Below are 25969 nucleotides of genomic sequence, written 5' to 3' on the forward strand. Positions count from 1 at the left end.
AAAATTATAAGGTTTAAACCATGGCTTTTATTGTATTGGAAATTCAAAATGAAATCTCAACTAAAAACATCTTTCAAATCTATAACTAGATCATCAAAGATAGAAACTTTAATCTTATTACCTACAGTATAAGGTTCAGGCCTTCCATATCTATTATTATCCTGTAATGTAAAGACGCTTATTATCTTTTCCTCCGGTTCTACTATCCAGTACTCTTTTACACCGTATTTCTCATAAAGATTAAACTTCTCAATCTTATCTTTACTTGCTGAAGATGGTGACACAATTTCAACAATCAAATCAGGAGCACCTTTACATCCTTCATTGTCAAGTTTCGATTTATCACATACAACTGCAATATCAGGCTCTACAACAGTTTTAATATCTTTCTCGTTTTTTTCAGAAAACCTTACGCCAAAAGGTGCATAATAAACATTACATTTTTTATCTTTTAAATAATTAGCAAACTGTAGATATATCGCACCTGAGATTTCTTGATGTATTCGTGATGGAGGAGCCATCGAATAAATTTGTCCATCGATTAATTCTATTCTTTTATCGTCTGGCCAGTTTAAATAATCCTCATAAGTATATACTTCTTTTTTATCAGGTAATCCCATAATATCACCTCTTAATTATATCTTTGCCAGCAATTTCTCTAAAAACTATCTATACCTTCATGAAAATTTTCCCTCATTAATTTCATTGTATCATGCGTATATTATACATGCAATATATGATATAATATATACCACGTACAAAACATGCCACTATTTATGGCATATTTTTTGCATTATTTGTTTACGGGGGATGGTAATAGTGGATGAAATCGTAAAGATAATAGAAAATGAAGACAAGAAAAACCCTCTCACTGATGAAAAAATAGCTTCTATATTAAAAGTAAATAGAGAAGAAGTAACTCAATACAGGCTTGAAAATGGTATACCCGATTCTAGAGAGCGCAGAAAACCGTATCTATACGAGGATGCTAAAAAGATTCTAAGTGAAGATAGAGAGATCTCTGACAGGAAGTTTACTAAGAGATTAAACGATTTAGGCTACGACATATCGAGATTTGCAGCATCACAGATAAAAAAGGAAATTTTAAGTTCAGAAGTTATAGTGGCTGATAATGTAAAAGACAATGATGATGGTAAAGATGATGAAATAAGACGAGAAAGTGATCTTATGTCTTTTAAGGAGATAATAGGATACGATGGAAGTTTAAAAACACAGATAAGCCAAGCAAAAGCTGCAATACTATATCCACCACATGGTCTTCATACATTGATACTCGGACCGTCTGGTGTTGGCAAAAGCCAGCTTGCTGAAGCTATGTATAATTTTGCGATAGAATCCGGCATGCTCAAAAGCGATAGCCCTTTTATTGTCTTTAACTGTGCAGACTATGCGGATAATCCACAGCTTCTTATGTCTCAGCTTTTTGGATATGTCAAAGGTGCTTTTACAGGTGCAGAATCGTCAAAAGCTGGACTTGTGGAAAAAGCAGACGGTGGCATACTATTTCTTGATGAAGTCCACAGGCTTCCCAGTGAAGGACAAGAGATCCTATTTTTTTTACTTGACAAGGGTAGGTTTAGAAGGCTTGGCGAGACTGACATCGAGCGGCAAGCTAATATAATGCTTATTGCAGCAACGACGGAAAATCCAGAATCATCGCTTCTCCTTACATTTAGACGTAGGATACCTATGGTTATTGAACTGCCGCCAATAAGTGAAAGGCCTCATACAGAGAGATTTGAAATTATAAAATTTTTCTTTAAAAAGGAAGCGTTTAGAATAAATAAGCCGATAAAATTAAAGCCAGATGCGCTTAGGGCCTTGATGCTTTATGATTGCCCCGGAAATATAGGTCAAATGAGGAGTGATATACAAGTAGCCTGTGCAAGGGGATTTTTAAAAACGTTAGATAGCAAAGAGAATACAATAACAATAAACTTGTCTGATTTGCCAAATCATGTAAGAATGGGATTATTAAAGGTCAGCAAAAGGGAGCCGTATATAGAGGAATACGCAGACAAGGATGTAATCATATATCCTAATAAAATAAGTAAGCTGCTGCCAAAAGAAGATAGGTATATGCTGCCTGATGAAATATACCAGTTTATAGAAGACAGATTTACTGAACTTAAAAATGATGGACTAAAAAGAGAGGAAATATATAAAATAGTGGGCAGCCAAGTCGAATCGGAATTAAAAAAATTTGCCAATGACATAAGGTCAAGGAGCCTCGTTTCAAAGAGGGAATTAAAAGAGATTGTAGGGGAAAAGATACTGTATGCTGTGGAAGAGGCAATAGACATAGCTAAAGAAAACTACAAAAATATAAAAGATAATCTATTTTACGCACTTGCCATACATTTAAGTGCGGCGTATGAAAGAATTAAAAGCGGCAAATCAATATTTAATCCTCAGTTGGAGAGCGTCAAAAGAGAGTATGTCAGAGAATACGTTGTGGCAAAAAAGATGGTAGAAAGGATTAATAAAATTTTAAATATAGAGCTGACAGACGATGAGGTTGGTTTTGTAGCTATGTATTTAAGAACATTTTCGGCCAATGAAAGTGGAAATAAGGGAAATGTAGCTGTTATAGTATTAACACACGGTCATGTGGCGTGTGGCATGGCAGATGTTGCAAATAAGCTTTTGGGCGTAAATATAGCTCACGGCATCGAAATGGCACTTGATGAAAGCCCGGAAATTGCGCTGAAGCGTACGATTGAAGTTGTAAAAAAAGTTGATGAAGGTAAAGGGTGCATTATACTTGTTGATATGGGCTCACTTATTACTTTTGGAGAAATCATAACAAAAAGAACAGGCATACCAACAAGGACGATAGGAAGGGTAGACACTGTCATGGTGCTGGAAGCTGTGAGAAGAGCTGTTATACCAGATACTACAATAGATGACATTGCAAATGCTCTAGATGAAAATAAGTCTTATGTTGGGCATGTAGAAGGCGTAAAAGATTCAAACAAACTTCCAAAAGCCATAATAACCATCTGTATAACTGGCGAAGGCACTGCACTTAAGATTAAAAAGTATATAGAGGATAAGATACCGGAAATAAAAAATAGATTAAAAATAATACCTGTAGGGCTCTTTAGTGAAAGAGAGTTAGACGCAGAAATAAATAAGATAAGAAGCAAAAATAATATTCAAGCTTTTGTGGGAACCATCGATCCTAAAATAAGTGATATCCCATATATCTCTGTTGAGGAAATAATGAATGGAGAAGGATTGATAAAACTTAGAAATCTAATAGGGATTGATGTAGAAGCTGAAAGCAGGTTAAAAGAAATATTAGATGATGATTTGATATTATTTGATATGGATGTGTCGATGAAAAGCGATGCTATAGACAAGATGGTAGAACTTCTTGAAGAGAAAGGCTATGTGGATGAAAAGTTTATTTTAAGTGTGTACAAGAGAGAATCAATGGGAGCCACATGGATGAAAGGGGGCGTTGCGATACCACACGGCGATACAAAATATGTCACAAAACCTGTCATAGCCATAGCAAAGTTGAAAGAACCTATTTACTGGGAAGGAGATTTTAAAACAGATTTAATTTTTATGCTGGCTTTGAAAGAAGATGCTAAAGATTATATGCTTGATTTGTACAAGGTCTTATCGAATGAAAAAATCTTAAAGGACTTAAAAGAAGCCAAAAGTTCAAGAAATATAGAAGAAATAATTATAAGAAATACAATACCGTCCAATTAATTGGCACGGTATTTGCATTATATATAGGTGTAAACAATGAGGAGGTAGATTATATGAAGATATCGGAGTTTTTCAACAAAGAATTAATTATTACAAATTTTGATGCAGTATGTCAAGATGATGTCTTTAACGTGCTTTTTAAGAAACTATTTGAAAACGGATATGTCAAAGAGACATATTTAGAAGCAGTTAAAAAAAGAGAAAAAGTTTTTCCAACAGGTTTGCTTTTAAATAAATACAATGTTGCGATACCTCATACAGATCCAGAGCATGTAGTAAAACCCGCAATAGCAGTCGCAACGCTGAAAAACCCTGTTGTCTTTAAAAACATGGCAAATCCGTTGGAAGATGTTGAAGTTAGTTTAGTTTTCATGATAGCATTGAATGAAGCACATAGTCAAGTTGAAATGCTGCAGCAACTAATTCAACTGATACAAGATGATTCAGTGCTGGAGAAGATTATTAGAGAAGATGGAGGTGATGAAATTATTAATATCATAAAAAATTGCACTTTAAATGATGAAACTGTTTAAAATATTGAAAGGAGAATGAATATGACAAGAAAAACTGTTATAGTGGCATGTGGAACAGGAATTGCTACATCAACTGTTGTTGCAGAGAAAATAACAGAAGCATGTAAAAAGGAGAATCTGCATGTAAACATAATCCAATGCAAAGTAACAGAAATCAAGGGGTATGCAGAAAATGCAGATCTTATCGTGACTACAACGATTTTAAAAGATAATTTTGGCAAAAAAAGTATCAATGCTCTATCGCTGATAACAGGTATAGGCGAGGAAAAAGTACTTGAAGAGATTATAAATGAATTAAAAAAGTGAGGTGTTATGAATGAGTGTAATAAAATATTTGTTAGACCTTGGAGCTGTTGTAATGCTTCCTATAATAATCTTCATACTTGGTATGATTTTAGGTGAAAAGCCTGGCAAAGCTTTTCGATCTGCATTAACAATCGGAATAGGATTCATTGGAATAAATCTTGTGATAGGTTTACTTGTTAATAATTTAGGACCTGCAGCACAAGCAATGGTCAAAAACATGGGTGTAAAATTAAATGTGATTGATGTTGGTTGGCCAGCATCATCAGCAATTGCATTTGCATCAAAAGTAGGAGCTTTTGTTATTCCATTAGGACTTGCTATTAATATCATAATGCTTGCTACAAAATTGACTAAGACTGTAAATGTAGATTTTTGGAATTATTGGCACTTTGCTTTTACTGGCGCTCTTGTTACTGCAGCTACAGGTAACTTAACATTAGGTTTAATTGCAGCAGCAATTAATGCAGCTATAGTGTTGAAGCTTGCAGATTGGACAGCTAAAACTGTGCAAGACTTTTATGGATTACCAGGAATTTCCCTGCCACATGGTTTTTCAGCAGCATATGTTCCAATAGCTATACCATTGAATAAATTAATTGACAAGATACCTTATATTAGCAAAATTGAGGCAGATCCTGATACAATTAATAAGAAATTTGGTATATTTGGAGAACCTGTTGTATTAGGATTAATTTTGGGCTTGGTATTAGGTATCTTAGCAAAGTTCGATGCAAAGACAACTTTAAATCTTGGTATGTCTATGGCTGGTGTAATGTTTTTGATGCCAAGGATGGTAAAAATACTCATGGAAGGCCTTATACCAATTTCCGAAGCTGCAAAATCATTTATGCAGAAGAGATTTGCAGGCAAAGAATTCTATATAGGACTTGATTCAGCAGTTGCGGTTGGTCATCCTGCAGCAATATCTACAGCTTTAATTTTAGTACCTATTACGATTTTGATTGCAGTAATATTGCCTGGTAATAATGTTTTGCCATTTGGTGATTTAGCTACAATACCATTTATGGTAGCGATGATAGCGCCTATTACTAGAGGTAATGTTTTTAGATCAGTATTAATAGGGGCAATTGTAATTGGTGTAGGACTTTTAATTGCAACTAATGTTGCACCACTTCTTACGCAGGCTGCAACAGATGCTGCATTTAAATTCCCTAGTGGCGCTTCTCAAATATCAAGTATATGTGATGGTGCTAACCCATTAACATGGATAATTTTAAAGATTATGAATCTGTTCTAAATAATAAAGAAATCTTAATGGGAGTATTAAAAAACTCCCATTAAGATTTTGAAAATGTTGTCCATCTTAAAATATTAAATATAAGGAGATGATCTCTTGTTAGTATCATCAAAGGAATTATTTAAAATTGCAAGGAAATATAATTTTGCTATACCGGCTCCAAATTTTGTAGATCAAAACTCTATAAAAGCATATATTGAAGTTGCAGAAAAATTAAATTTACCTATTATTTTAGCTTATGCAGAGGCACATGAAGATTTCTTATCATTTGATGAAGCACTTTATTTAGGTAGATACTATGGTGAAAAAGCTAGAATTCCAGCAGTATTGCATTTTGATCATGGTACAAAAAAAGAATTGATTATGAAAGCAATAGACAACGGATTCAATTCAGTAATGATAGATGCTTCGATGGACTCATTTGAAGAAAATGTTAGAAAAACAAAAGAGATAGTAGAATATGCTCATTTGAGAGGAGTGGTTGTAGAAGCCGAAATTGGGCATGTTGGCAACAGTGAAAATTATAGAAATAATGACAATAGTGCTAGTATATATACTACCGTTGAAGATGCGAAAAGATTTGTTGAGCTTACAGATGTAGATTCTTTAGCAATTTCTATTGGCACTGCTCACGGACATTATAAAGGGAAACCAGTTATAGATTTTAACAGATTAAGAGAAATTAGGAATGCTGTAGATATTCCTTTGGTACTTCATGGAGGATCATCTTCTGGCGATAATAATCTAAGAAGATGTGCTACTGAAGGAATAAGCAAGATAAACATTTACACTGATTTGGTAACTGCTGCATGCGATAAAGTGAAAAACATTCAATTCAACGATTATTATGAGTTACTTTGTGCTCAAAGAGAAGGTATGAAAGAATGCCTAGAACATTATTATGAGATATTTGAAACAAACAAATATAGACAAGCTAATGTCATATGAAGAGGTGATAATAATGAATGGTATAAGAGTTCCATTTTTTGTAGTCAATCCTAAGTCGTATCTATACGGTGAAGAAAGTTTACGATTGGCACTTGCTGCAGACAAGTTTGTCGAAGATTATGATGTCGACATATTTTTTACTGCGCCATTTGCAGATTTATATTACATCAAATCTAATACAAAAAACATCAAAATTACAGCTCAGCATATGGATCCGTTACTACCTGGACGTGGGATGGGCTATGTACTGCCTGAATCCGTAAAATCATCGGGTGCTGAAGCAGTATTTTTAAATCATGCTGAGCATTCATTAAAACTATCGGATTTAGTTAAGACAATGAAAAGAGCAAAAGAGTTAGATCTTATTACAATTGTGTGTGCTGATTCTGTAGAAGAAGCTACAGCCATAGCTATGTTAGAACCCGACATACTATTATGTGAACCAACTGATTTAATTGGCACAGGAAAAACTAGCGGTTATGAGTATATAAGAGAAACTACGAGAAAAATAAAAGATATAAATAGCAATATCTTAGTTATGCAGGCAGCGGGAATAAGTTCTGGAGAAGATGTTTATCAGACGATAATAAATGGTGCCGATGGGACGGGAGCAACAAGCGGCATAATCAATGCACCGGATAGAGTAAAAATGCTAGAAGAAATGATACAGGCAATTGTAAAAGCTAAAAATGAATTAAGATAAGTAAGGAGGCCTTAGAATGAAAATCTATAAAGAACAAATTTATTTAACATCTCATGGAGGAACACCTAGCTTTTTTAATATAACTCCTTCAGTTAAGGAAATAATCAAAAAAAGCGAAATACAAAATGGCATCTGTGCTGTAATTTCTCCTCATACTACATGTTCTGTGTTTTTTGAAGAATTTGTTCACGATTATACTGAAGATGGTGATGAATATCTGCAGGCTGATTTAAATAATGTCCTTAAAAAGATTATTCCAGATCAAGTTGAGGAAGGACAATATAACTATCCTGGTGAAAAACATTATGAAGCAGTATTATCATGGCCCGATGTAGAAGACTATCTTCCAAACGGTGATCGTTCAGCACTTCTAAACTGTGATGCACATTTAAAAGCTACATTGATTGGTTCTAGTCAGATATTTGAAGTTGACAATGGGAAATTAGGGGTAGGACCAACAGGCTATATTTACTTTGTAGATTTTGATCGCACAAGATCACGTACCCGTAAATGTAAGATAATTGTGTTGGGAGAATAATTTTCGGATTAAAATTATTATTAGTTGAAACGGTATTAAAAGTCAAGAAATTACCGTATACTCAGAACTCCACTTTATTGAACAAATATGGTGGAGTTTTAGGCTATATTTTAATATCAAGAATAGTTTACAAGAGGTGTTTATATGATAAAGTATATGGAAGCTGAGCTGTTCTGTTTGCACTGTAATAAAAATACTAATCACGTGATTTATTACAATGGTGATGAAAAAATCATTAGAATTAAATGTCAAGATTGTAAAACCGAGATAGAGCTAAAAGATGAATTTATATCAGAAAATAAAAACATCGGATTATTAGAGAAGTCTTTCAAAATAACAGAAGAATTGATAAGCGAATTAAATAAATTTTTATTTTCAATACCAATCAAAATCCTAAAATCTCCAAGTGATTTTATAAATAAAAAGAATTGAAAATGTATTGACTGCGGCTATGATAGCCGTTTTTTACTGTATTTTTCCAACATAACCCGAAGCAATATCTTTTTTTAGTTTATCCCATATTCCGTCATCATAAATTACAATACCTTTTTCAATTGCTTCGACAGAAATTGGATTTTTTTTAAAATATAGTAATTTAAATTCATAGGTGTTGTAGCCCTTCGGTTCAATCGCGTCGAAAACATAATCGTAAAGCAGTTTCATCCTTTCCTTATAATTAACAGGTATTTTATCAGATATTAATATTACATCAATATCACTACTATCGTTAAAATCTCCTCTGGCAACTGAACCGATTATAATAGCACACATAGGATGTAAAACATTACTAATAATTTTTGAGTATTTCTTGCCTATATCTATAAGATTATTTCTTTTCTTTTCCCTTATTATCATTGCTGCATTCATTTATATACTCCTCCACATAATTTAGAATATTTTGTGCATATTCCAATGATATTTTAGCATCATTTTCATCATAATATTCGTAAGGACTTCCTGATGGGTAAGCATCCGGGTATCGTGGCTGAATGTAATCCCTGTCAAGTTTTCTAGCCCACTTATTATAATCATCAGGTTTATTAATTCCAGCATTATCGAGATCATTTGCTAATTTAACAAGTGAATGGCCTACTATAGAAATTCCAAACGCTTTTAAAAGTGCTTTAATAGCATATTCCGCAGCTTGTTGCGCTTTAAAACATGACCATGAATAATCTCCATCTTTATAATCCCTATAAGCTGATTTAAAAGTGTGAATTGCTTGATTAAACCATCTATTATATTCATCCATATCCATACTGTTCACCACCAATACAATTTACTATTTTAATTATACATTAGCATTTTTTGATACACAACTACAAGTAAAATCATGGATTATATCGAATATTTTTAGTTTTTTTAAAATTGTTATATATCAAATATTCTAAATTATAAAATAACAATTATTGACAAATTTTAGTGCTAATGTTCTTAAAAAGGGAAAAAATTTTTTTATCATGCTGTAGTAATTTGAGAATTTTTGGAATAATAAAATGACTAATGTGAAAATTAATAAAAAATATAAAACTATAGCATATTGGATAAAAAGCTTAAATTGTTAGCTAAATTTTACAAAAAAATTTTTCTTTTTTTATTAAAATAAAGAAGGAATTTTTTAATTAATGTCGAATATATTAATATAAGAAAAAGAAAAGAGGAGATGCCAATGAAGGTATTAGATGATATAAAAAATGGACTAATAGTTTCATGTCAAGCACTTAGTGACGAACCACTTCACAGCCCATTAATAATGGCAAAAATGGCTAAAGCTGCAGAAATGGGAGGAGCGGTGGCTATTAGGGCCAATGGTTTTGAAGATATAAAAGCTATAAGGAGAGAAGTGAAACTACCTATTATAGGCCTTATTAAAAAAAATTATGAAGGATACAAGCCATATATAACACCTACTATAGAAGAGGTAAGTGCTGTTGTTAAAGCTGGTGCGGATATTGTTGCGATTGATGCTACTAAGTTGATTAAGCCAGGAGATATTTCAACAAAAGATCTATTGAGAGAGATAAAAAAATTATATCCGAATATTTTGGTAATGGCTGATATATCTACTTATAACGAAGGAATTGAAGCGGAAAATTTAGGATTTGACATTGTATCTACAACACTTTCCGGATATACAGATTATAGCCCTAAAATTGATGGACCAGACTTTGAATTAATTGAAAATTTGTCAAAAGCATTAAAGGTTCCACTTATTGCTGAAGGAAGAATTTGGACGCCTGAAGAAGCCATTAAAGCTTTGGAACTTGGTGCGTATGCAGTAGTAGTAGGTACTGCAATAACAAGACCTCAAGAGATAACAAAGCGTTTTGCTGAATCAATAAGAAAGGCGGTAAAATATGCAGGAACAAAATAGCGTCGTATTAAAAATTAGAAGTGTATACAATTCATTGACAAATGCAGAAAAAAGAGTAGCTGACTATGTTCTTGAGAACTCAGAAGAAGTGCTTTATTCTTCAATAACAGAACTCGCTGAAAAAATTAATGTAGGTGAAACAACAATAATTAGATTCTGTAGACATATTGGATTAACTGGCTTTCAGGATTTCAAATTAAATATTGCAAAAGAGACTACAAGCCCAGAAACAAGTATACATGAGAATATAACTTTTAGTGACTCGATCGATGTACTTTTACAAAAAATAACTACAGAGAATACAATGGCTATTTCAAATACGACAAAAATGTTGTTAGTCAGTGAACTTGAGAAGGCTGTCGAAGAAATCATAAAGGCTAATAAGATAGAGATATATGGTGTTGGCGCATCTGGCTATACTGTACTTGATGCAAAGTATAAATTTATGAGGCTTGGCTTAAACGTTGATGCTAATTTAGATCCACATATACAGGCGATATCAGCGGTTAACCTTAAGGAAGGTGATGTAGCAATTGGAATATCTTTTTCAGGCAGTACAAAAGATACTGTAGAAACATGTAAGTTAGCTAAAGAGGCTGGAGCAAAAGTTATTTGCATTACAAATTATGCAAGATCGCCTATTACTGCAGTAGCGGATATAGTATTGCTAACATCTGCAAAAGAAACGCCACTAAGAAGTGGTGCTTTAACTTCTAAAATAGCTCAGCTTCATATACTTGATATTTTATATACGTGTATAGCAGTGAAAATGAAAGATAAAGCAGTTCAAAATCTAAACAAAACTGCTAAAGCAGTTTTAGACAAATTGTATTGATTTAAGGTGTTTATGAAATGAAAAGAGTTATTGGTATAGATATTGGTGGTACAAAAATTTTAGGTGGGGTTATTGGCTATAATGGAGATTTAATTAAATTTAAAGAGACTTCAACAGATGCTTATTTAGGCAGAGATCACATATTGAAAAAATTATTCGGTGTATTAGATGATTTATTTGATACTGATATAGAAGGAATTGGCATTGGTTCGGCCGGTAGAATTAATTTTAATACAGGTGAAGTTATTTATGCTACGGATAATTTACCAGGTTGGACTGGCATAAATTTAAAAGAAATTATTTCTCAAAAATATAGGACAAAGACAATAGTTGAAAATGATGTTAATGCGGCAATTGTTGGTGAAAATTGGCTAGGCTCTGCTAAAAGTTTTAAAGACGTTTTAATGATAACTTTAGGGACAGGTGTTGGAGGTGCAATAATACTAGATGGTAAATTAATAAGAGGAAGTCATTTCAGCGCAGCGGAAATTGGCCATACTATTTTGTATCCTGATGGCAAAAGATGCAACTGCGGGCAAAATGGTTGTGTTGAACAGTATATATCGGGTACTGCAATATATAAAAGATACAATGAAATAGCAGGTTCTAATTTGGTGAATAGTGCGAAAGATGTTTTCGATTTGTATATGAAAAACGATAAAATATCAAAGTTAGTAGTGGATGAATTTGTAAAATCGCTCTCATTATTAATTTTTAACATAAGAAATTTTATTGATCCTGAAATAATAATTCTCGGAGGTGGTGTTACAAATTCAAAAGATCTGTGGTGGGAATATTTAAAATCGCAAATAAAATGTGATTTAAATATTTCTATTGCAGGACTTAATAACTTTTCGACAGTATATGGCGCTGCAAAATTAATTTTAAATGAGGGGGTTATTTAAATGATTAGAAGTAAGATGTTGAAAACACTAAGTATGTTGCTGGTGCTAGTTATGATTGTGACAGCATTTACTGCATGCGGAAACAGTACATCAAAGTCCAATTCAAATAATGCTAAAACTTCTAGTAATACTGCTGAAAAAATAACATTACAATTTTGGACAATTTCATTAAGACCAAAGTTTGATAATTACTTTAATGATTTATTCGCTAAGTATAAAAAACTTCATCCTAATGTAGAGATTAAATGGACAGATTTACCATATGACGCAATTCAAAATAAGTTAGTGGCATCAACTGCAGGCAATGATGTACCAGACGTTGTCAACTTAAATACAGATATGGCATTGCAGTTAGCAGCAAAAGGAGCTTTGGTTGATTTAAATAAAGAAGCAACAGATGAACAAAAAAGTATATATATAAAAACATTATGGGAATCAACAAAAATAAAGGATGGGATATATGCTTTTCCATGGTATGGTGCACCTTCAGTTATGATTTATAATAAAGCGCTGTTTGAAAAAGCAGGAATGAATCCACCAAAGACGTATGATGATGTATTCCAAATGGCGAAAGAATTTAAAGATAAGACTGGAGCTTATTTATATGTTCCAGACTATTTCCACAATGAGGCATACTGGGGGTATGATATAAATATACTTAACGAAAACAAGACAAAAGCTGCTTTTAATACACCTGATACATTAGCATTGTTGGAGAAATTTAAAGAATATTATCAGAATGATATTTTCCCGTTAGATGCAGAAGGTAACTGGACAAAAATGCTACAACTTTATTCAACTGGGAAACTTGGGCTTATAAACTCTGGAGCACAATCTTTATCCCGTATAAAAGATGAGGCACCGGATATTTACAAAAATACAGATATTACGCAACCATTGGTAGGTAAAAGTGGAGTTATAGACAATCCAATAATGGATTTAGTAGTAATGCAAAAAAGCCAACATCATAAAGAGGCGATTGATTTTGCAAACTTCGTAACTAATGATGAAAATCAGCTTGAATTTGCAAAGGAAGCAAAAGTTTTTCCGTCGACAATAAAAGCATCACAAGATTCTTATTTCAAATCTGATACATCAACTCTAGAAGGCAAAGCGATATCTATTGCGGCAGATTTTCTAAGCAAATCAACTGACAAAACATTAGGTGTGCCTAATAGCGGTGACATAACATCAGAATTAATCAAAGAAGCAGATGAAGCATTTCATGGACAAAAGACGCCTAAACAAGCACTTGATGATGCTGAAAAGAATGTAAATCAAATGTTATCAGGGCAGCAATAGTAGTAATAATTTTGAGCAAGGCTTAAAAAGCCTTGCTCCATAAGGGGTTTTAGAAATGGAGAATAAGTTAAAGAAATCATTGATAGCTTATTTATTTATTCTGCCAGCTATGATTTTTCTTGTAATTTTCGTTTTTTATCCAATAGTGGCAAGCATACCGTTAGCATTTTATGACTATTCTGTCGTTGGGCAATCAAAATTTGTTGGGTTGGCCAATTTCTCAAGAGCTATACATGATCATGAGTTTTGGGTTTCAGTAGAAAATTCGATATTATTTGTTGGAGTCGTTCCACCACTTCAGCTATTGTCAATTTTATTAGCTATATTTGTAAATAGAAAAATTAAAGGAATATCATTTTTTAGAGTTTTATACTATATACCTGTTGTTACTTCTATGGTTGCTGTATCAATAACATGGGGGTGGATCTTTGATCCACATGGGTTACTTAATACATTTATGATTGAGCATGGTATTTTCAATAAACCAATATCTTTTTTAAATGATCCAAGGTTTGCACTATTATCATTAATGTTTATTACTATGTGGCAAGGTCTTGGATATTATATGATGATATATCTAGCGGGACTTCAATCAATTCCTAAAGAATTAGAAGAATCAGCTTATGTTGATGGAGCTACAAGAACTCAAGCGTTATACAAAATTACTATTCCGCTATTAAAACCATATATATGGCTATGTACATTTATGAGCATTTTATCTGCAGTCAGAGTATTTGATGTTGTATATGTTTTAACAAATGGTGGTCCGGGAGACGCAACTATGGTAACGAGTGTTTATCAATTCCAGAAAGCATTTACGGATTTTAACTTTGGTTATGCATCGGCGATAGGATTGCTAGTTGCTATTTTGACGACAGCATTGAGTATTTTGGTATTCATATATGGAGGTAGAAAAGGAGGAATGAGCTATTATTAATATGGAAACATTAAATAAAAAATCAGTGGATTATAAAAGAATAAAAGCTATAAAAAAGATATTTTCATTAGTAATAACTTATTTAATATTGATAATAATAGCAATATTTTTGGCCGGACCGTTTATTTGGCTTGTATCTTCATCATTTAAAACAGGCCAAAATATTTATACAATGAATTTAATTCCACATCCATTTACACTTGCTAATTATATAGGTGTGATTAATTTTATATCAATACCTAAATATATATTAAACACAATTATTATAACAGTTTCTGGAATAGTACTTGATGTTGTACTAGCTTCACTTGCAGCATATCCTTTGGCTTGTATGGAGTTTTATGGCAAAAATTTAATATTTTCTGCATTAGTTAGTACCATGATTTTGCCGGCTGCTGCAGGGCTAATTGTTAACTACCTGACTATATCAAAAATGGGCTTACTTGATACTTTGACTGGTGTTATTATTCCAGGTGCGGTATCTGTTTTTAGTATAATACTTTTAAGGCAATCTTATCTAACTGTACCAAGAGAATTAATTGATGCTGCTAAAATAGATGGTGCATCAGAATTTAAGATATGGTATAAAATTATGCTTCCGGAAGTTATGCCAGCAATCTCTACGATTGTAATATTTGACTTTATAGGTCTATGGAATTCATTTTTGTGGCCTATAGTTGTGTTACAAGATCCGAATAAATATCCTTTAGCAACGGCTCTAAAATATTTATCTGGCCAGTTTAATTATAAATTTGGCTATGTAGCTGCAGGTACAGTATTATCCATAATTCCAGTTATAATAGTATTTCTAGCTTTCCAAAAATATTTCATTAATGCTGTTGCGGGTGCTATAAAAGGTTAGGGGGGAGTAAGTTTGGATAAAGATTATTATCTATGGATAGAAATTCATGCTAACAAGAATATAATTCTCGATAATAAATACTTCGAAAAAATACTTGATAAATGTGTTAAATATGGAATTGGTTCTATTGTACTAAGCGTTAAAGATCCATCAAGTTTTTGTATATACAAAAGTGAAATAGCACCACATTATAGTTGTTATGATTCAGAATTTGAAAAGGATAAAGATTATCTTGAATTATATATAAAACAAGCACATGATAGAAACTTAAGGATATATGCCGCTGTTGATGTTTTCTCGGAAGGAAATAAGGAAAATAAAAGCAATTTGTCAAAATGCTATGAACACCCATATTGGCAAACATATCTATATGGAATTAATAATGAAGGTAAATCGTCTATAAAACCAATTACGGATATAGATGAATTAAAAACGTTTGATTCTATTGACGACTTCTCTGATGTTTTTGTCAATCCCGTAAGAGAAGATGTACAACAGTATGAGGAAAGTGTGATAAATGAATTGATTAATAATTATGATATTGATGGTATTGTGCTTGACAGAGTCAGATTCATAGGACTTGCGGCAGATTTTAGCGAATATACTAAAGATAAATTTGAGGAGTTTATAGGGAAGAAAGTGTACAATTGGCCTAAAGATATTTATGAACTTAAAGTAGATGACAATGGTGATAAACAAGTTATCTATGGTGATCTTTTTGGGGATTGGATAACTTTTAAGGCATCAATTATCAAAAAGTTCATTATAAAAGTTAGAGAAACAATAAACAAATCAAATAAAAAAATTGAATTTATAGATTATGCAGGATCGTGGTATCCAATTTATTATCAGGTTGGAGCAAATTGGGCTAGTGAAAAGTATATACCAGAAGATTATCCGTGGGTAGGAAAAGAGTATTCAAAAACTGGTTATGCTGAATATCTGGATAAACTGATGTCTGGATTTTATTATTCTGATGTAACAATAGATGAGGCGATTAAAAATGGGAAACCTGCATATTGGTATAGCGTGGAAGGCTCTGGCACAATGGCAAATAAAGTAACGATGAATGTGGTACCTATCATTGGAAGCCTTTTTGTGAAACAGTATGAAGGCAATCCAGAGAATTTTAAAAAAGCAATTGATATGTGTTTTAAGAAATCACAAGGCTGTATGTTATTTGACCTAAGCTACATTGAAGATTATAATTGGTGGAGATTACTAATTGATTAAGGATGTGTCATTATGGATTATTATATATATAAAAATAATAAAATACCGATTTTAGATGAAAAATATGATGTCATAATTGTTGGAGGAGGTACAGCAGGCTCTATAGCTGCAATTGCATCTGCTAGAGAAGGAGCCAAGACATTAATAATAGAAAAATATGGATTCCTTGGTGGATCATCAACTGCCGCTCAGGTTACACCAATGATGCATATTAAGATAAATGGTAACCCGGCTTCATCTATAGATAAAGAAATTCGTAGAAGGCTTATAAATTATGGGTATGGTGCAAAAGATTCAAGTGGAAACGATGGATGGTTTAATCCGGAAATGATGAAATTTGTTCTTGAGGAAATGTTATTAGAGTATAATGGTTCAATTTTGTATGATACTTTCTTTTTAGACAGTATAGTAGAAGACTATACGATAAAAGGTGTATTAGTTCATAATAAATCAGGGATAAGTGCAATTTTTGGGAAAGTCATAATTGATTGTACTGGTGATGCTGATGTAGCATTTTCTGCGGGAGTACCATGCTTTATTGGCGATGAGAGAACAGGCAAGAATCAGGCAATTTCTTTAAGATTTATGGTTGGAAATATTGATCTTATAAAATTACAGTCATTTCTTAAAGATCTTGGCCAAAATTGGGGCTTGGACTACCCGCTTATTGAAACTGCAATGGTATGGAATAGTAATTTTCCACTTGAAAGTGTTTTTAAAAAAGGTCTTGATGGCAAGGTTATTAATTATGAAGATGGGGTTTATTTCCAAGCATTTTCGATACCAGGAATGCCAGGTGTAATGTCATTTAATTGTCCAGAGATACCGTCTATAAAGGATGCTCTTAATGCAAAAGAAATATCTTATTCATATCAAAAAGGCAGAGAAATGATACAAAGACTTTATAAGTTTTTAAAAAAATATATACCAGGCTTTGAAGAAAGTTATATATTATCTGTTGCCCCTATGATTGGGATTAGAGAATCAAGAAGAATAAAAGGAAAGTATATTTTAAACATTGATGATTATAATAAAAGATCAAAATTCGATGATGCAATCGCGAAAACCGCGTATCCAGTCGATGTGCACGGTATGAAAACCGAACTTAAGATTCTGCCTATACAAAATAATGAATATTTTGAGATACCTTTTAGATGTCTTGTGCCATTAAACATAAAAGGATTATTGGTTGCTGGAAGATGCATATCTTCAACTTTCATAGCGCAATCATCAATAAGAATACAGCCTACGTGTAGAGCAACTGGTGAAGCCGCGGGTATTGCTGCTGCATATAGTATTCAAAAAGGCATTAAGGTCAGCAAGATAGAAGGGCGTGAAATTAGAAAAATTATGCGTGATTATGGCTATGATATATAAATTTCAAATTTGAGAGGTAATATATTATGTTCGAAAATATAACAAAACAAGATGTTGATGGGATAATAAAATTATGGGAATATAATTTTGATAAAAAATATCATATAGATAGAAACAGATTTATAAAAAATGTCTTTGATGATGTTGATTTTTATAATGATGGTTCATTTATTTTAAAAATCGACAATAAAGTTGTTGGGCTCATAATAGTAAAATTAAATAATAGAAAAATTGAAGAGTATGAAAATTGTGCATGGTTGAATATATTGCTAGTTGACAAAAAATTTAGGTATCATGGTTATGGAATGTCACTTTATAAACTCTCAGAAAAAAAGCTTATAAATTTGGGAGTTAGAAAAATCTTACTTGGTGGTGATATAAAAAATTTCTTTTCTGGCATTCCTGAACCATCTCATGAAGTAGAGCGATTTTTTAAAGATTTGGGCTTTCAGTTAAATGAACCACACTATGATTTAATGGCAGATGTTTCGAAATTAGATTTTAGTAAACTTAATGTTAAAATAAATATGGATAGCAGTTATATAGTAAAAGAATTTCGATTAAATGATATTAATGCTCTAAATGAATTTTTTGACAAGAATTTTCCTGGCAGATGGAAGCATGAAATCAATAATTATATCGAAAATGATGGCGATTTCCGAAATATAATATTAATGTGGTGCGACAAAAGTGTAATAGGATTTTGTAAGATAAATGTGGATGCAACTGGTAATGGATCGCTTGGACCAATAGGCATTGACATAGATTATAGAGGTAAAAAACTAGGAAATAAATTATTACTTGAATCGCTTAATCTATTGAAAATGAGGGGAACGAGAAATGTTATTATAGATTGGACAATTCTTAAAGAGTTTTATGGACAGTTTGGGTTTAGACCATATAAATTTTATAGGAGTGGATTTAAAGAACTGGGGGATAATCAATGAATAAAAAAGTAATGTATATTCCGCTTGATGAAAGGCCTTGCAATTATATTTATCCTAAAATGATAATGGATATAAGCGATATAGAAATGATTGAACCTCCATTAGATATACTTGGTAATAAAAAAAGTGCAGCAGATGTAGATAAACTTAAAGATTGGATAATCAATAACATCAACGATGTAAGTCATCTTGTAGTGTCAGTTGATATGTTATTATATGGAGGAATTGTTCCATCCAGACTTCATAAAATGACTTTTGATGAATGCATTAAGAGACTTGAATTAATCAAAGAGTTAAAAACTATGAATAGAAACTTAAGAGTTTATGGATTTAATCTTATTATGAGATCACCATCATATAATAGTTCTGACGAAGAACCAGATTATTATGAGGATTATGGTGAGAAAATATTTCAATATGGGGTTTTATCTGACAAATTAGAACTTAATGTTGCAGCGGATGAAGATATAAGTGAATATAATAAAATTAAAAATCAAATTCCTATGGATGTATTAAATGATTTTTTAAACAGAAGACGTGTAAATCATCTAATAAATTTGAAAGTTGTTGATCTCGTAAAAGAGGGGATAATTGATTTTTTGATTATTCCAATGGATGATTGTTCGAAGTATGGGTTTTCTGCAAGAGAGCGCAGAAAGGTTATGAAATATATAAGTGACCTAGATTTGACAGATAGGATATATTCATATCCAGGTGCAGATGAAGTAGGGTGTACATTGATGGCGAGAGTTTTTAATGAACTGAAGGATAGAAAACCAACAGTTTTTATAAGATATTCATCTGAAATAGGTTCTACATTAATACCTAGATATGAAGATAGAAGTCTTAATGAGACAGTTAAATATCATATTATTTCGGCTGGAGGGGTAATAATAGATAGTAGCTCTGATGCTGATTTTATTTTGATGGTTAATCCACCATCAGAATTCACGTTAAAACTATCTGAAAGCTGGGATTCCATATTAAGCAAAATTGATATTATTGATCCAGAAAGAAATTTAAATGAATTTGTAGAAGCCATCAATTATTATATCAGTAAAGGTAAACTATGCTCTGTGGCGGATGTTGCAATGCCAAATGGCTCGGATAATCAATTAATGCAATTAATTAAGAAGTACAATTTACTAAAAAAACTTCTTTCTTACGGCGGATGGAATACATCTTCGAATACCTTAGGTACAGTTACTTCACACAGTATGATTTCATCTTATTATATTAGCAAAAATATATTTTCACAAGACCAATTGATTGCTTCAGAAAAATTTTTATATCTTAGATATCTTGAAGATTGGGGATATCAACATTTTGTAAGATCTTCTGTAACAGACTTATTAGGCACTTATGGCCTTAATTATTTTACTCTAAAGGATAAAGGGAAATTAATAGCCGATATTGTTAAAAAGAAACTTTTTGAGTTTAGTGAAAAAAATTTAAATGATTTCCATTACAATTTTGATGTTTATATGCCTTGGAATAGGATGTTTGAAGTAGGGATAAAGATTGGAGGATAAAAATGATTGATATTGTACCAGAACCTAAAGAAATATTTTTCACTGGTGATGAAAAGATATATAAAAAATTGGTAAATATCACAGTTGAAGAAAAAATTGATAATTTTGATTTACCTGAATTTATAAAAATATCTGGAACAGATGGAGATTTAAAACTAAAAACATATAAAAATGAGAAAATACCAAGTGAAGGATATAGAATAAAAATAAATGATGATATATTAGTTGAATTTAGTGATGATATGGGTTACCAGTATGCAATTGATACTGTCTTTAATCTGTTCAAGAAAAAAGGCGACTATGTTATCATACCTAAGGTGGAAATAATCGATTGGCCTTCATTCAAAATGAGAGGAATAATAGAAGGATTTTATGGCGAACCATGGAGCTTTGAGGATAGGCTTGATATGATATCATTTTTGAGAAGACATAAAATGAATACATATTTTTATGCGCCAAAAGATGATCCATATCACAGAGAAAAATGGAGAGAGCCATATCCACTAGATTTACTTAATAAGTTGGATGGTCTAATAAATAAGTGCAATGAAAAAAACGTTGATTTTGTGTTTTCTGTTAGTCCTGGAAACTCTATAAAGTATACAGATGACTATGATTTTAAGCTTTTATGTGAAAAATACGATATTATTGCAAATAAAGGCGTAAGAAAATTTGCTTTGTTATTAGATGATATAGACTATAAATTAAAATATGAAGATGACATTAAAGAATTTTTGATACCAGGAAATGCACATGCATTTTTGTGCAATAAAGTTTTTTCCTATCTAAAAGATAAATACAATGATATTGAATTTATAATGTGCCCAACAGAGTATCATCAGGAAGAAGATTCTGATTACAGAAGAAGTCTTAGGGAAAAACTCGATAAAAATATATTAGTTTTTTGGACAGGAATAGGTGTAACTGCGCCAACAATTACTAATTCTGATGCTGATAATATATCTAACATATATAAGCATGAGCTTGTATTATGGGATAATTATCCTGTAAATGATTATTCCAAAGATAATTTATATTTAGGTGCAGTAATAAATAGAAGCCGTGAATTATATAAACATAATTGTAGGTATATATTATCAAATCCAATGAACCAAGCCGAAGCGTCTAAGATATCACTTATTACTTATTCATATTATATGTGGAATCCCGAAGCATATAACCCGTATATAGCTTTAGAAAAAGCTTATAAAGAGATAGGTGGAGAGGGTTGGGAATATGTCAAATTTTTATGTGAGAATGCTGAAAATCCTCCAATGTGGCCTCTTGAGACTCGCGTAAGTAAGTTGATAAAACAATATCAACTAACAAAAGATAATATCATTTTGGAAAAACTTGGTAAGATATTCGAATCAATTTATGAATTGCCGGATAATTTAGAGAAATTTGTTAACAATAAGAGATTTTTGCAAGATATTAGACCGTGGTATAAAAGGATAAAAATAGATGGTAAAATAGGAAGAATAGCTATAAACGTATTAAAAGATAAAGAAAATATTGATGTTTTGGAAGAATTGCTAGATGAAAGCAGAAAAATTGAAAATAAATATTTGGATAAGATTGTATATGATTTTTATGTTAACATAATTGATGAATTAGGACGGAGGAAGTATGAGTAAAGTTATAGTTGTAGGAAGTATAATCGGAAAATATATATCATTATATTTATTTAATTGTACCTAATGAAACGGAACTATCTTTTTTAACAAGAAAAACAATTACTGATAAAGAATCTTTAATAGAAGCATCAAGATTCTTATTAAATAAAGGTGTAAAAAATGTTATTACAACTCTTGGCGAAAAAGGTTCTTTCTTAATGAATAATGAGATTACAAAATATTATCCTTCAGTTAAAGTTCATGCAGTTGATACAACCGCTGCAGGAGATACTTTTATAGGTGCATTAGCAACATTGCTTAGTGAGAATAAAAGCATTGATGAATCGATTATTTATGCAACATATGCATCTGCAATAGCAGTAACAAGGGAAGGCGCGCAAGTGTCAATTCCTGATAGAGATGAAGTTAACAAATTTATAAAAGAATATAGAGGTGTGTAGTATGCAGACATGGTATTTGACAAACTGGGAGAGAGTGCAATTGGAATTAATTCAAGCTAAGGAAGAAGGAAAGGATATAAAAGATTATGAAGAAAAAGTAAAATCTATTGAGAATGAATCATATGAAAATAGAGAAAAATATTCAGGTGCGCTCCTTGATGAATTAAATAATTTACCAGTAAAAGATGATTTCCCATTTGATGAACCAAATACATTAGAAGAGATAAAAAACAATATTTCAGAATTTCCCAAAATGGACATTTGTATTGATGATGAGATTATATATGATAAAATCTATGGTGCATGGTTAGGAAGAATAGCAGGGAATTGGTTAGGACAGCCATTAGAGTCATATAGTATGACTATGGGCAAAAATAGCATTAAGGCTTTTTTGATAGAGATTGGAAAGTGGCCGTTAAATGAATACATAGATTTTAATTTAGGTGATAAAATTTATAAAAAATTTGGGCTTGATAACAATTTAAAAAAGTATAGTTATAATGAAGGACATAGTCCAGAAGATGATGATATTAATTATACAGTGTTATGCCTTGAAATTGCAAAAAAATATGGGAAAAATTTTACTTCTGAAGATGTTGCTGAGGCATGGTTAAATAATCTTCCTATTTTACATACTTGTACCGCTGAACGAGTTGCATATTCAAATTTATGTCAACTTATTATGCCACCCAAATCTGCAATATATAGGAATCCATATAGAGAATGGATTGGTGCGATGATTAGGGGTGATCTTTGGGGGTATATAAATCCAGGAGATCCATGGAGAGCGGCAGAATATGCATATTGCGATGCTTCTATATCTCATACAAAAAATGGAATTTATGGTGAAATGTTTATATCTGCAATGTTAGCTTCCGCATATCTATTTGACAATCCTATAGATGTTATTAATACGGGACTTTCTGTAATTCCAAAAGAGAGTCGACTTAAAGTAGCAATACAGGATGTGATAAATTGGAGCAAAATTGAGCCTGATTGGGAAAAATGTCTTAATAAAATATATGAAAAATATGGGCATTATAATGTTGTCCATACAATAAATAATGCTTGTATAGTTGCTTTATCGTTAATTTATGGCAATAAAGATTTTGGAAAATCAATATGCTTAGCTGTAATGAGTGGATTAGATACAGACTGCAATGCTGCTACAGTAGGTTCAATTGTTGGACTTATGATTGGTGCAAAAAAATTGCCTGCTAAATTTATACAACCTATATGTGATACTGCTATGACAGGGGTTTACAAGTATAATTTGGTTAAGGTTTCAGATCTTGCAAAAGAGACGTTAAATCTTATTAAGAAAGATTAATCTAATTTGTAAAATATACCTCCAACCACCTCTTCACATTAGAAGTGGTTGGCTTTTCCATCTTTATGCATGAAATATAGGCTCTATACCCTTAGCGAATTCCCTTAGATGATTGATTTCATCTTCTGTTATCTCTTTATAGTTTTCTGCAACTTCTAAGGCTATTGGGAAATATGATTCATCACCAGGAGGTATAGCAGCAGTTATTGGCTGTGACAATGTAAATCTCAATGCCAGTTTTGCTACCTCTTTATCCTCAATTGGCATATACCAAGTTTTCGGATGTGATGTATCGTATTGAGATTTTGTCGTAAATGCCATTGCCTTTATGGCAAGCCTGCCTATATTTTTTGATTTTGCCTTTTCAATAACTTGGGGTCCAAAATTGCCATTAAAATAATTTACGAAATTCACAGGAAACAATATTGCATCAAAATCAAACGAATCTAAAAGTTTCAAGGCAATATCAACAGAATGTGCTGAAAACCCAGTATATCTTATTTTTCCCTCTTTTTTAGCTTTGTCTAAAAGCTCTAGCACACCGCCTGGGCTTATAGCTTTATTGTAATCATCTTCTGTCTTCATTTCATGCAATTGATATAAATCAAAATAGTCAGTTTTCAGTCTTTTAAAAGACTCTGTCATTTCCTTTAAAGCACTTTCTTCTGTCCTACCATCAGTTTTACATGCCAAAAATATTTTATCTCTTTTACCTACTAAAGCATTTCCAAGTTTGATTTCTGCATCACCATAACTAGGGGACACATCAAAATAATTAATTCCTCGATCAATTGCATCAGATACCAAATTGTTAGCTTTACTTTGCTCCATATTCATAACTAGTATTCCGCCAAAACCAATAATCGAAAGCTCCTCGCCAGTTTTTCCTAGAGTTCTTTTAATCATTTATATCACTCCTTTAAGGCTATAATATAACACAAAAATAGCAAAATCAAGAGAAATATGTAATATATTCTAGTTAATTTTAAGATAGTGTCTTGCTAAAATGAATAAATTAATTTACGATTTTAAGTTGCGTTTTTTAACAAAATAAGCTATTAACAAAAGTAAAGGTACTATAATTTGCAGCGGCACATGGATATAAAGGGACACCAGTGGAAGCTCAACTGGTATTTGTATAAAATATGATTCTGCTGTGATAATTGACAGAGCATAAATGATTGCAGCAGTTGGAATAAGCAAAAATTTATATTCCTTTATATCAAAAACTGACTGAGATGCTTTCAAACCAGCGTAAGCGAAAATAATGATTTTGATTAAATTGCCTATTATCATAAGAGCAATATACAAAGAATCGAGATTTCTAAAAAAGCCTAGTGAAATAAGCCGCGTCATCGAATAAAATGGGAAATTGATCCTAGAAGCTTCATAGACGCCAATAGCAGATATAATGTTTATATTATTGAATGCAAGAAACAACCCTGTCAGTATAAATACAACAAAAGAATATTTGAATAGATCCTTTTTGTTTGGAACTTCTGGAAATATCATCATAAAAACAATGATTTCTCCAAATGGAAAAGTCAGTACTTGTGGGTATGCTGCTTTTATAATCGGTACTATTCCACCTGTAAATATCGGAAAGATCTTATTCAAACTATAACAAGGTATTGTAAAAGCAAAGATAAATACAATAAATATTAAAAATATAAAAAAAGGCAATAAAATGCTAGCCACTTTTAAAGTTACACTTATGTCAAAAAGTATAAAATATGTTACCACAATCATCAAAAATATTGCTATAACCTTAATAGGCGACAAAGGAAAGATGCTGCCTGTGCTAAGTTCTAAATAATCTCTTGTGACACGTGCTGCCATGTAAAAAAAATAGAACATGTAAATTGCAGACAAGGCTCTTCCTACAATATTTCCAAAGCTTAACTTCAATATCTCTGTCAAATTAGCCTTATATTTTTTATACAAAAAAATGTACAAGTATAAAAGTGGCAGTGCTGACACCATAGCTAATAAGACTGCCATCCATGAATCCTGTTTTGCCGATATTCCATGAGCAAATAAAATAGTATTTCCTATTTCAAATAAAAACATAGCATAAAAAATTTCTTTTTGCGTGACACTTTTCATATACAACATCCTCACATTTCAATAGTGACATTATTAGTTTTAAATGTTAATTACAAATTATTCGAGGAAACGGAAGATACACAAATGACGAAAATTTCTTGACATATGAAATTTGAAAA

General features: G+C 31.8%; 26 protein-coding genes. 21 read left to right on the forward strand and 5 right to left on the reverse strand.

Going from position 1 to position 25969, the window contains the following annotated elements:
• Window positions 1-56: 56 nt before the first annotated feature.
• Entirely contained in the window at window positions 57-620 is a 564-nt protein-coding gene (locus tag Q2T46_RS13225; protein ID WP_303265108.1) for a Uma2 family endonuclease, read from the reverse strand.
• 196 nt (window positions 621-816) lie between these two features.
• Here Q2T46_RS13225 and Q2T46_RS13230 point away from each other — a divergent pair, with 196 nt between their 5' ends.
• From Q2T46_RS13230 to Q2T46_RS13265, 8 genes are all read left to right on the forward strand, one after another.
• Entirely contained in the window at window positions 817-3747 is a 2931-nt protein-coding gene (locus tag Q2T46_RS13230) for a sigma 54-interacting transcriptional regulator (RefSeq protein WP_303265758.1), read from the forward strand.
• A gap of 53 nt (window positions 3748-3800) precedes the next feature.
• On the forward strand, window positions 3801-4280 hold the full coding sequence (locus tag Q2T46_RS13235; RefSeq protein WP_303265107.1) for a PTS sugar transporter subunit IIA: 480 nt from the start codon (window positions 3801-3803) through the stop codon (window positions 4278-4280).
• A 21-nt stretch (window positions 4281-4301) separates the two neighbouring features.
• Window positions 4302-4586: a PTS sugar transporter subunit IIB gene (locus tag Q2T46_RS13240; RefSeq protein ID WP_303265106.1), complete on the forward strand. Its 285-nt coding sequence runs from the start codon at window positions 4302-4304 to the stop codon at window positions 4584-4586.
• A 10-nt stretch (window positions 4587-4596) separates the two neighbouring features.
• Window positions 4597-5844 carry a PTS galactitol transporter subunit IIC gene (locus Q2T46_RS13245; protein ID WP_303265105.1) on the forward strand — a complete coding sequence of 416 codons (1248 nt, stop codon included), beginning with the start codon at window positions 4597-4599 and terminating at the stop codon, window positions 5842-5844.
• 96 nt (window positions 5845-5940) lie between these two features.
• A complete protein-coding gene (locus Q2T46_RS13250; protein ID WP_303265104.1) occupies window positions 5941-6792 on the forward strand; it encodes a class II fructose-bisphosphate aldolase in 852 nt (283 codons plus the stop codon).
• A gap of 13 nt (window positions 6793-6805) precedes the next feature.
• Window positions 6806-7495 (forward strand): triose-phosphate isomerase, encoded by a 690-nt coding sequence (locus tag Q2T46_RS13255; RefSeq protein ID WP_303265103.1) that lies wholly within the window; start codon window positions 6806-6808, stop codon window positions 7493-7495.
• 16 nt (window positions 7496-7511) lie between these two features.
• Window positions 7512-8033 carry a YjbQ family protein gene (locus tag Q2T46_RS13260; protein WP_303265102.1) on the forward strand — a complete coding sequence of 174 codons (522 nt, stop codon included), beginning with the start codon at window positions 7512-7514 and terminating at the stop codon, window positions 8031-8033.
• A gap of 144 nt (window positions 8034-8177) precedes the next feature.
• On the forward strand, window positions 8178-8465 hold the full coding sequence (locus Q2T46_RS13265) for a hypothetical protein (RefSeq protein ID WP_303265101.1): 288 nt from the start codon (window positions 8178-8180) through the stop codon (window positions 8463-8465).
• 33 nt (window positions 8466-8498) lie between these two features.
• Here Q2T46_RS13265 and Q2T46_RS13270 read toward each other — a convergent pair whose 3' ends face one another.
• Both Q2T46_RS13270 and Q2T46_RS13275 read right to left on the reverse strand, forming a co-directional pair.
• Complete coding sequence (locus tag Q2T46_RS13270) at window positions 8499-8900, reverse strand: nucleotidyltransferase domain-containing protein (RefSeq protein ID WP_303265100.1); 402 nt, start codon at window positions 8898-8900, stop codon at window positions 8499-8501.
• Complete coding sequence (locus Q2T46_RS13275) at window positions 8860-9291, reverse strand: HEPN domain-containing protein (protein ID WP_303265099.1); 432 nt, start codon at window positions 9289-9291, stop codon at window positions 8860-8862. The genes Q2T46_RS13270 and Q2T46_RS13275 overlap by 41 nt, the downstream gene beginning before the upstream one ends.
• Before the next feature lie 411 nt (window positions 9292-9702).
• On the opposite strand from Q2T46_RS13275, the gene Q2T46_RS13280 reads away from it, so the two are divergent.
• Genes Q2T46_RS13280 through Q2T46_RS13340 form a run of 13 tightly spaced genes read left to right on the forward strand, consistent with a single transcriptional unit; the run spans window position 9703 to window position 23744 of the window.
• Window positions 9703-10407, forward strand: a complete 705-nt coding sequence (locus Q2T46_RS13280; protein WP_303265098.1) for an N-acetylmannosamine-6-phosphate 2-epimerase — start codon at window positions 9703-9705, stop codon at window positions 10405-10407.
• The gene (locus Q2T46_RS13285) at window positions 10391-11242 is read left to right on the forward strand and encodes a MurR/RpiR family transcriptional regulator (RefSeq protein WP_303265097.1); all 852 of its coding nucleotides are present in this window, start codon (window positions 10391-10393) and stop codon (window positions 11240-11242) included. The genes Q2T46_RS13280 and Q2T46_RS13285 overlap by 17 nt, the downstream gene beginning before the upstream one ends.
• A 17-nt stretch (window positions 11243-11259) precedes the next feature.
• Entirely contained in the window at window positions 11260-12147 is an 888-nt protein-coding gene (locus Q2T46_RS13290; protein ID WP_303265096.1) for an ROK family protein, read from the forward strand.
• Window positions 12148-13449, forward strand: a complete 1302-nt coding sequence (locus tag Q2T46_RS13295) for an ABC transporter substrate-binding protein (RefSeq protein WP_303265095.1) — start codon at window positions 12148-12150, stop codon at window positions 13447-13449. It abuts the gene before it with no gap.
• Window positions 13450-13504: 55 nt separating this feature from the next.
• Complete coding sequence (locus tag Q2T46_RS13300; protein ID WP_303265094.1) at window positions 13505-14386, forward strand: carbohydrate ABC transporter permease; 882 nt, start codon at window positions 13505-13507, stop codon at window positions 14384-14386.
• A 25-nt stretch (window positions 14387-14411) separates the two neighbouring features.
• Window positions 14412-15248, forward strand: a complete 837-nt coding sequence (locus Q2T46_RS13305) for a carbohydrate ABC transporter permease (protein ID WP_311062266.1) — start codon at window positions 14412-14414, stop codon at window positions 15246-15248.
• Window positions 15249-15260: 12 nt separating this feature from the next.
• Window positions 15261-16481 (forward strand): alpha amylase family protein, encoded by a 1221-nt coding sequence (locus Q2T46_RS13310; RefSeq protein ID WP_303265092.1) that lies wholly within the window; start codon window positions 15261-15263, stop codon window positions 16479-16481.
• Window positions 16482-16493: 12 nt separating this feature from the next.
• Window positions 16494-17858 carry an FAD-dependent oxidoreductase gene (locus Q2T46_RS13315; protein WP_303265091.1) on the forward strand — a complete coding sequence of 455 codons (1365 nt, stop codon included), beginning with the start codon at window positions 16494-16496 and terminating at the stop codon, window positions 17856-17858.
• Between the two features lie 26 nt (window positions 17859-17884).
• Window positions 17885-18805, forward strand: coding sequence for a GNAT family N-acetyltransferase (locus Q2T46_RS13320; protein ID WP_303265090.1), 921 nt, complete (start codon window positions 17885-17887; stop codon window positions 18803-18805).
• Window positions 18802-20337, forward strand: coding sequence for a DUF4127 family protein (locus Q2T46_RS13325; RefSeq protein WP_303265089.1), 1536 nt, complete (start codon window positions 18802-18804; stop codon window positions 20335-20337). The genes Q2T46_RS13320 and Q2T46_RS13325 overlap by 4 nt, the downstream gene beginning before the upstream one ends.
• Window positions 20338-20339: 2 nt before the next feature.
• Window positions 20340-21974, forward strand: coding sequence for a beta-N-acetylglucosaminidase domain-containing protein (locus Q2T46_RS13330; RefSeq protein WP_303265088.1), 1635 nt, complete (start codon window positions 20340-20342; stop codon window positions 21972-21974).
• A 44-nt stretch (window positions 21975-22018) separates the two neighbouring features.
• The gene (locus Q2T46_RS13335) at window positions 22019-22414 is read left to right on the forward strand and encodes a PfkB family carbohydrate kinase (protein WP_303265757.1); all 396 of its coding nucleotides are present in this window, start codon (window positions 22019-22021) and stop codon (window positions 22412-22414) included.
• A gap of 1 nt (window position 22415) precedes the next feature.
• Complete coding sequence (locus Q2T46_RS13340; RefSeq protein ID WP_303265087.1) at window positions 22416-23744, forward strand: ADP-ribosylglycohydrolase family protein; 1329 nt, start codon at window positions 22416-22418, stop codon at window positions 23742-23744.
• 63 nt (window positions 23745-23807) lie between these two features.
• Here the strand turns inward: Q2T46_RS13340 and Q2T46_RS13345 are convergent, their stop codons facing one another.
• Together Q2T46_RS13345 and Q2T46_RS13350 are read right to left on the reverse strand one after the other, a co-directional pair.
• Complete coding sequence (locus Q2T46_RS13345) at window positions 23808-24650, reverse strand: aldo/keto reductase (protein WP_303265086.1); 843 nt, start codon at window positions 24648-24650, stop codon at window positions 23808-23810.
• 114 nt (window positions 24651-24764) lie between these two features.
• Window positions 24765-25850, reverse strand: a complete 1086-nt coding sequence (locus Q2T46_RS13350; protein WP_303265085.1) for an endospore germination permease — start codon at window positions 25848-25850, stop codon at window positions 24765-24767.
• Window positions 25851-25969 lie beyond the last annotated feature (119 nt).

The organism is Thermoanaerobacterium sp. CMT5567-10 (assembly GCF_030534315.2).
In the GTDB taxonomy this organism is placed as follows: domain Bacteria; phylum Bacillota; class Thermoanaerobacteria; order Thermoanaerobacterales; family Thermoanaerobacteraceae; genus Thermoanaerobacterium.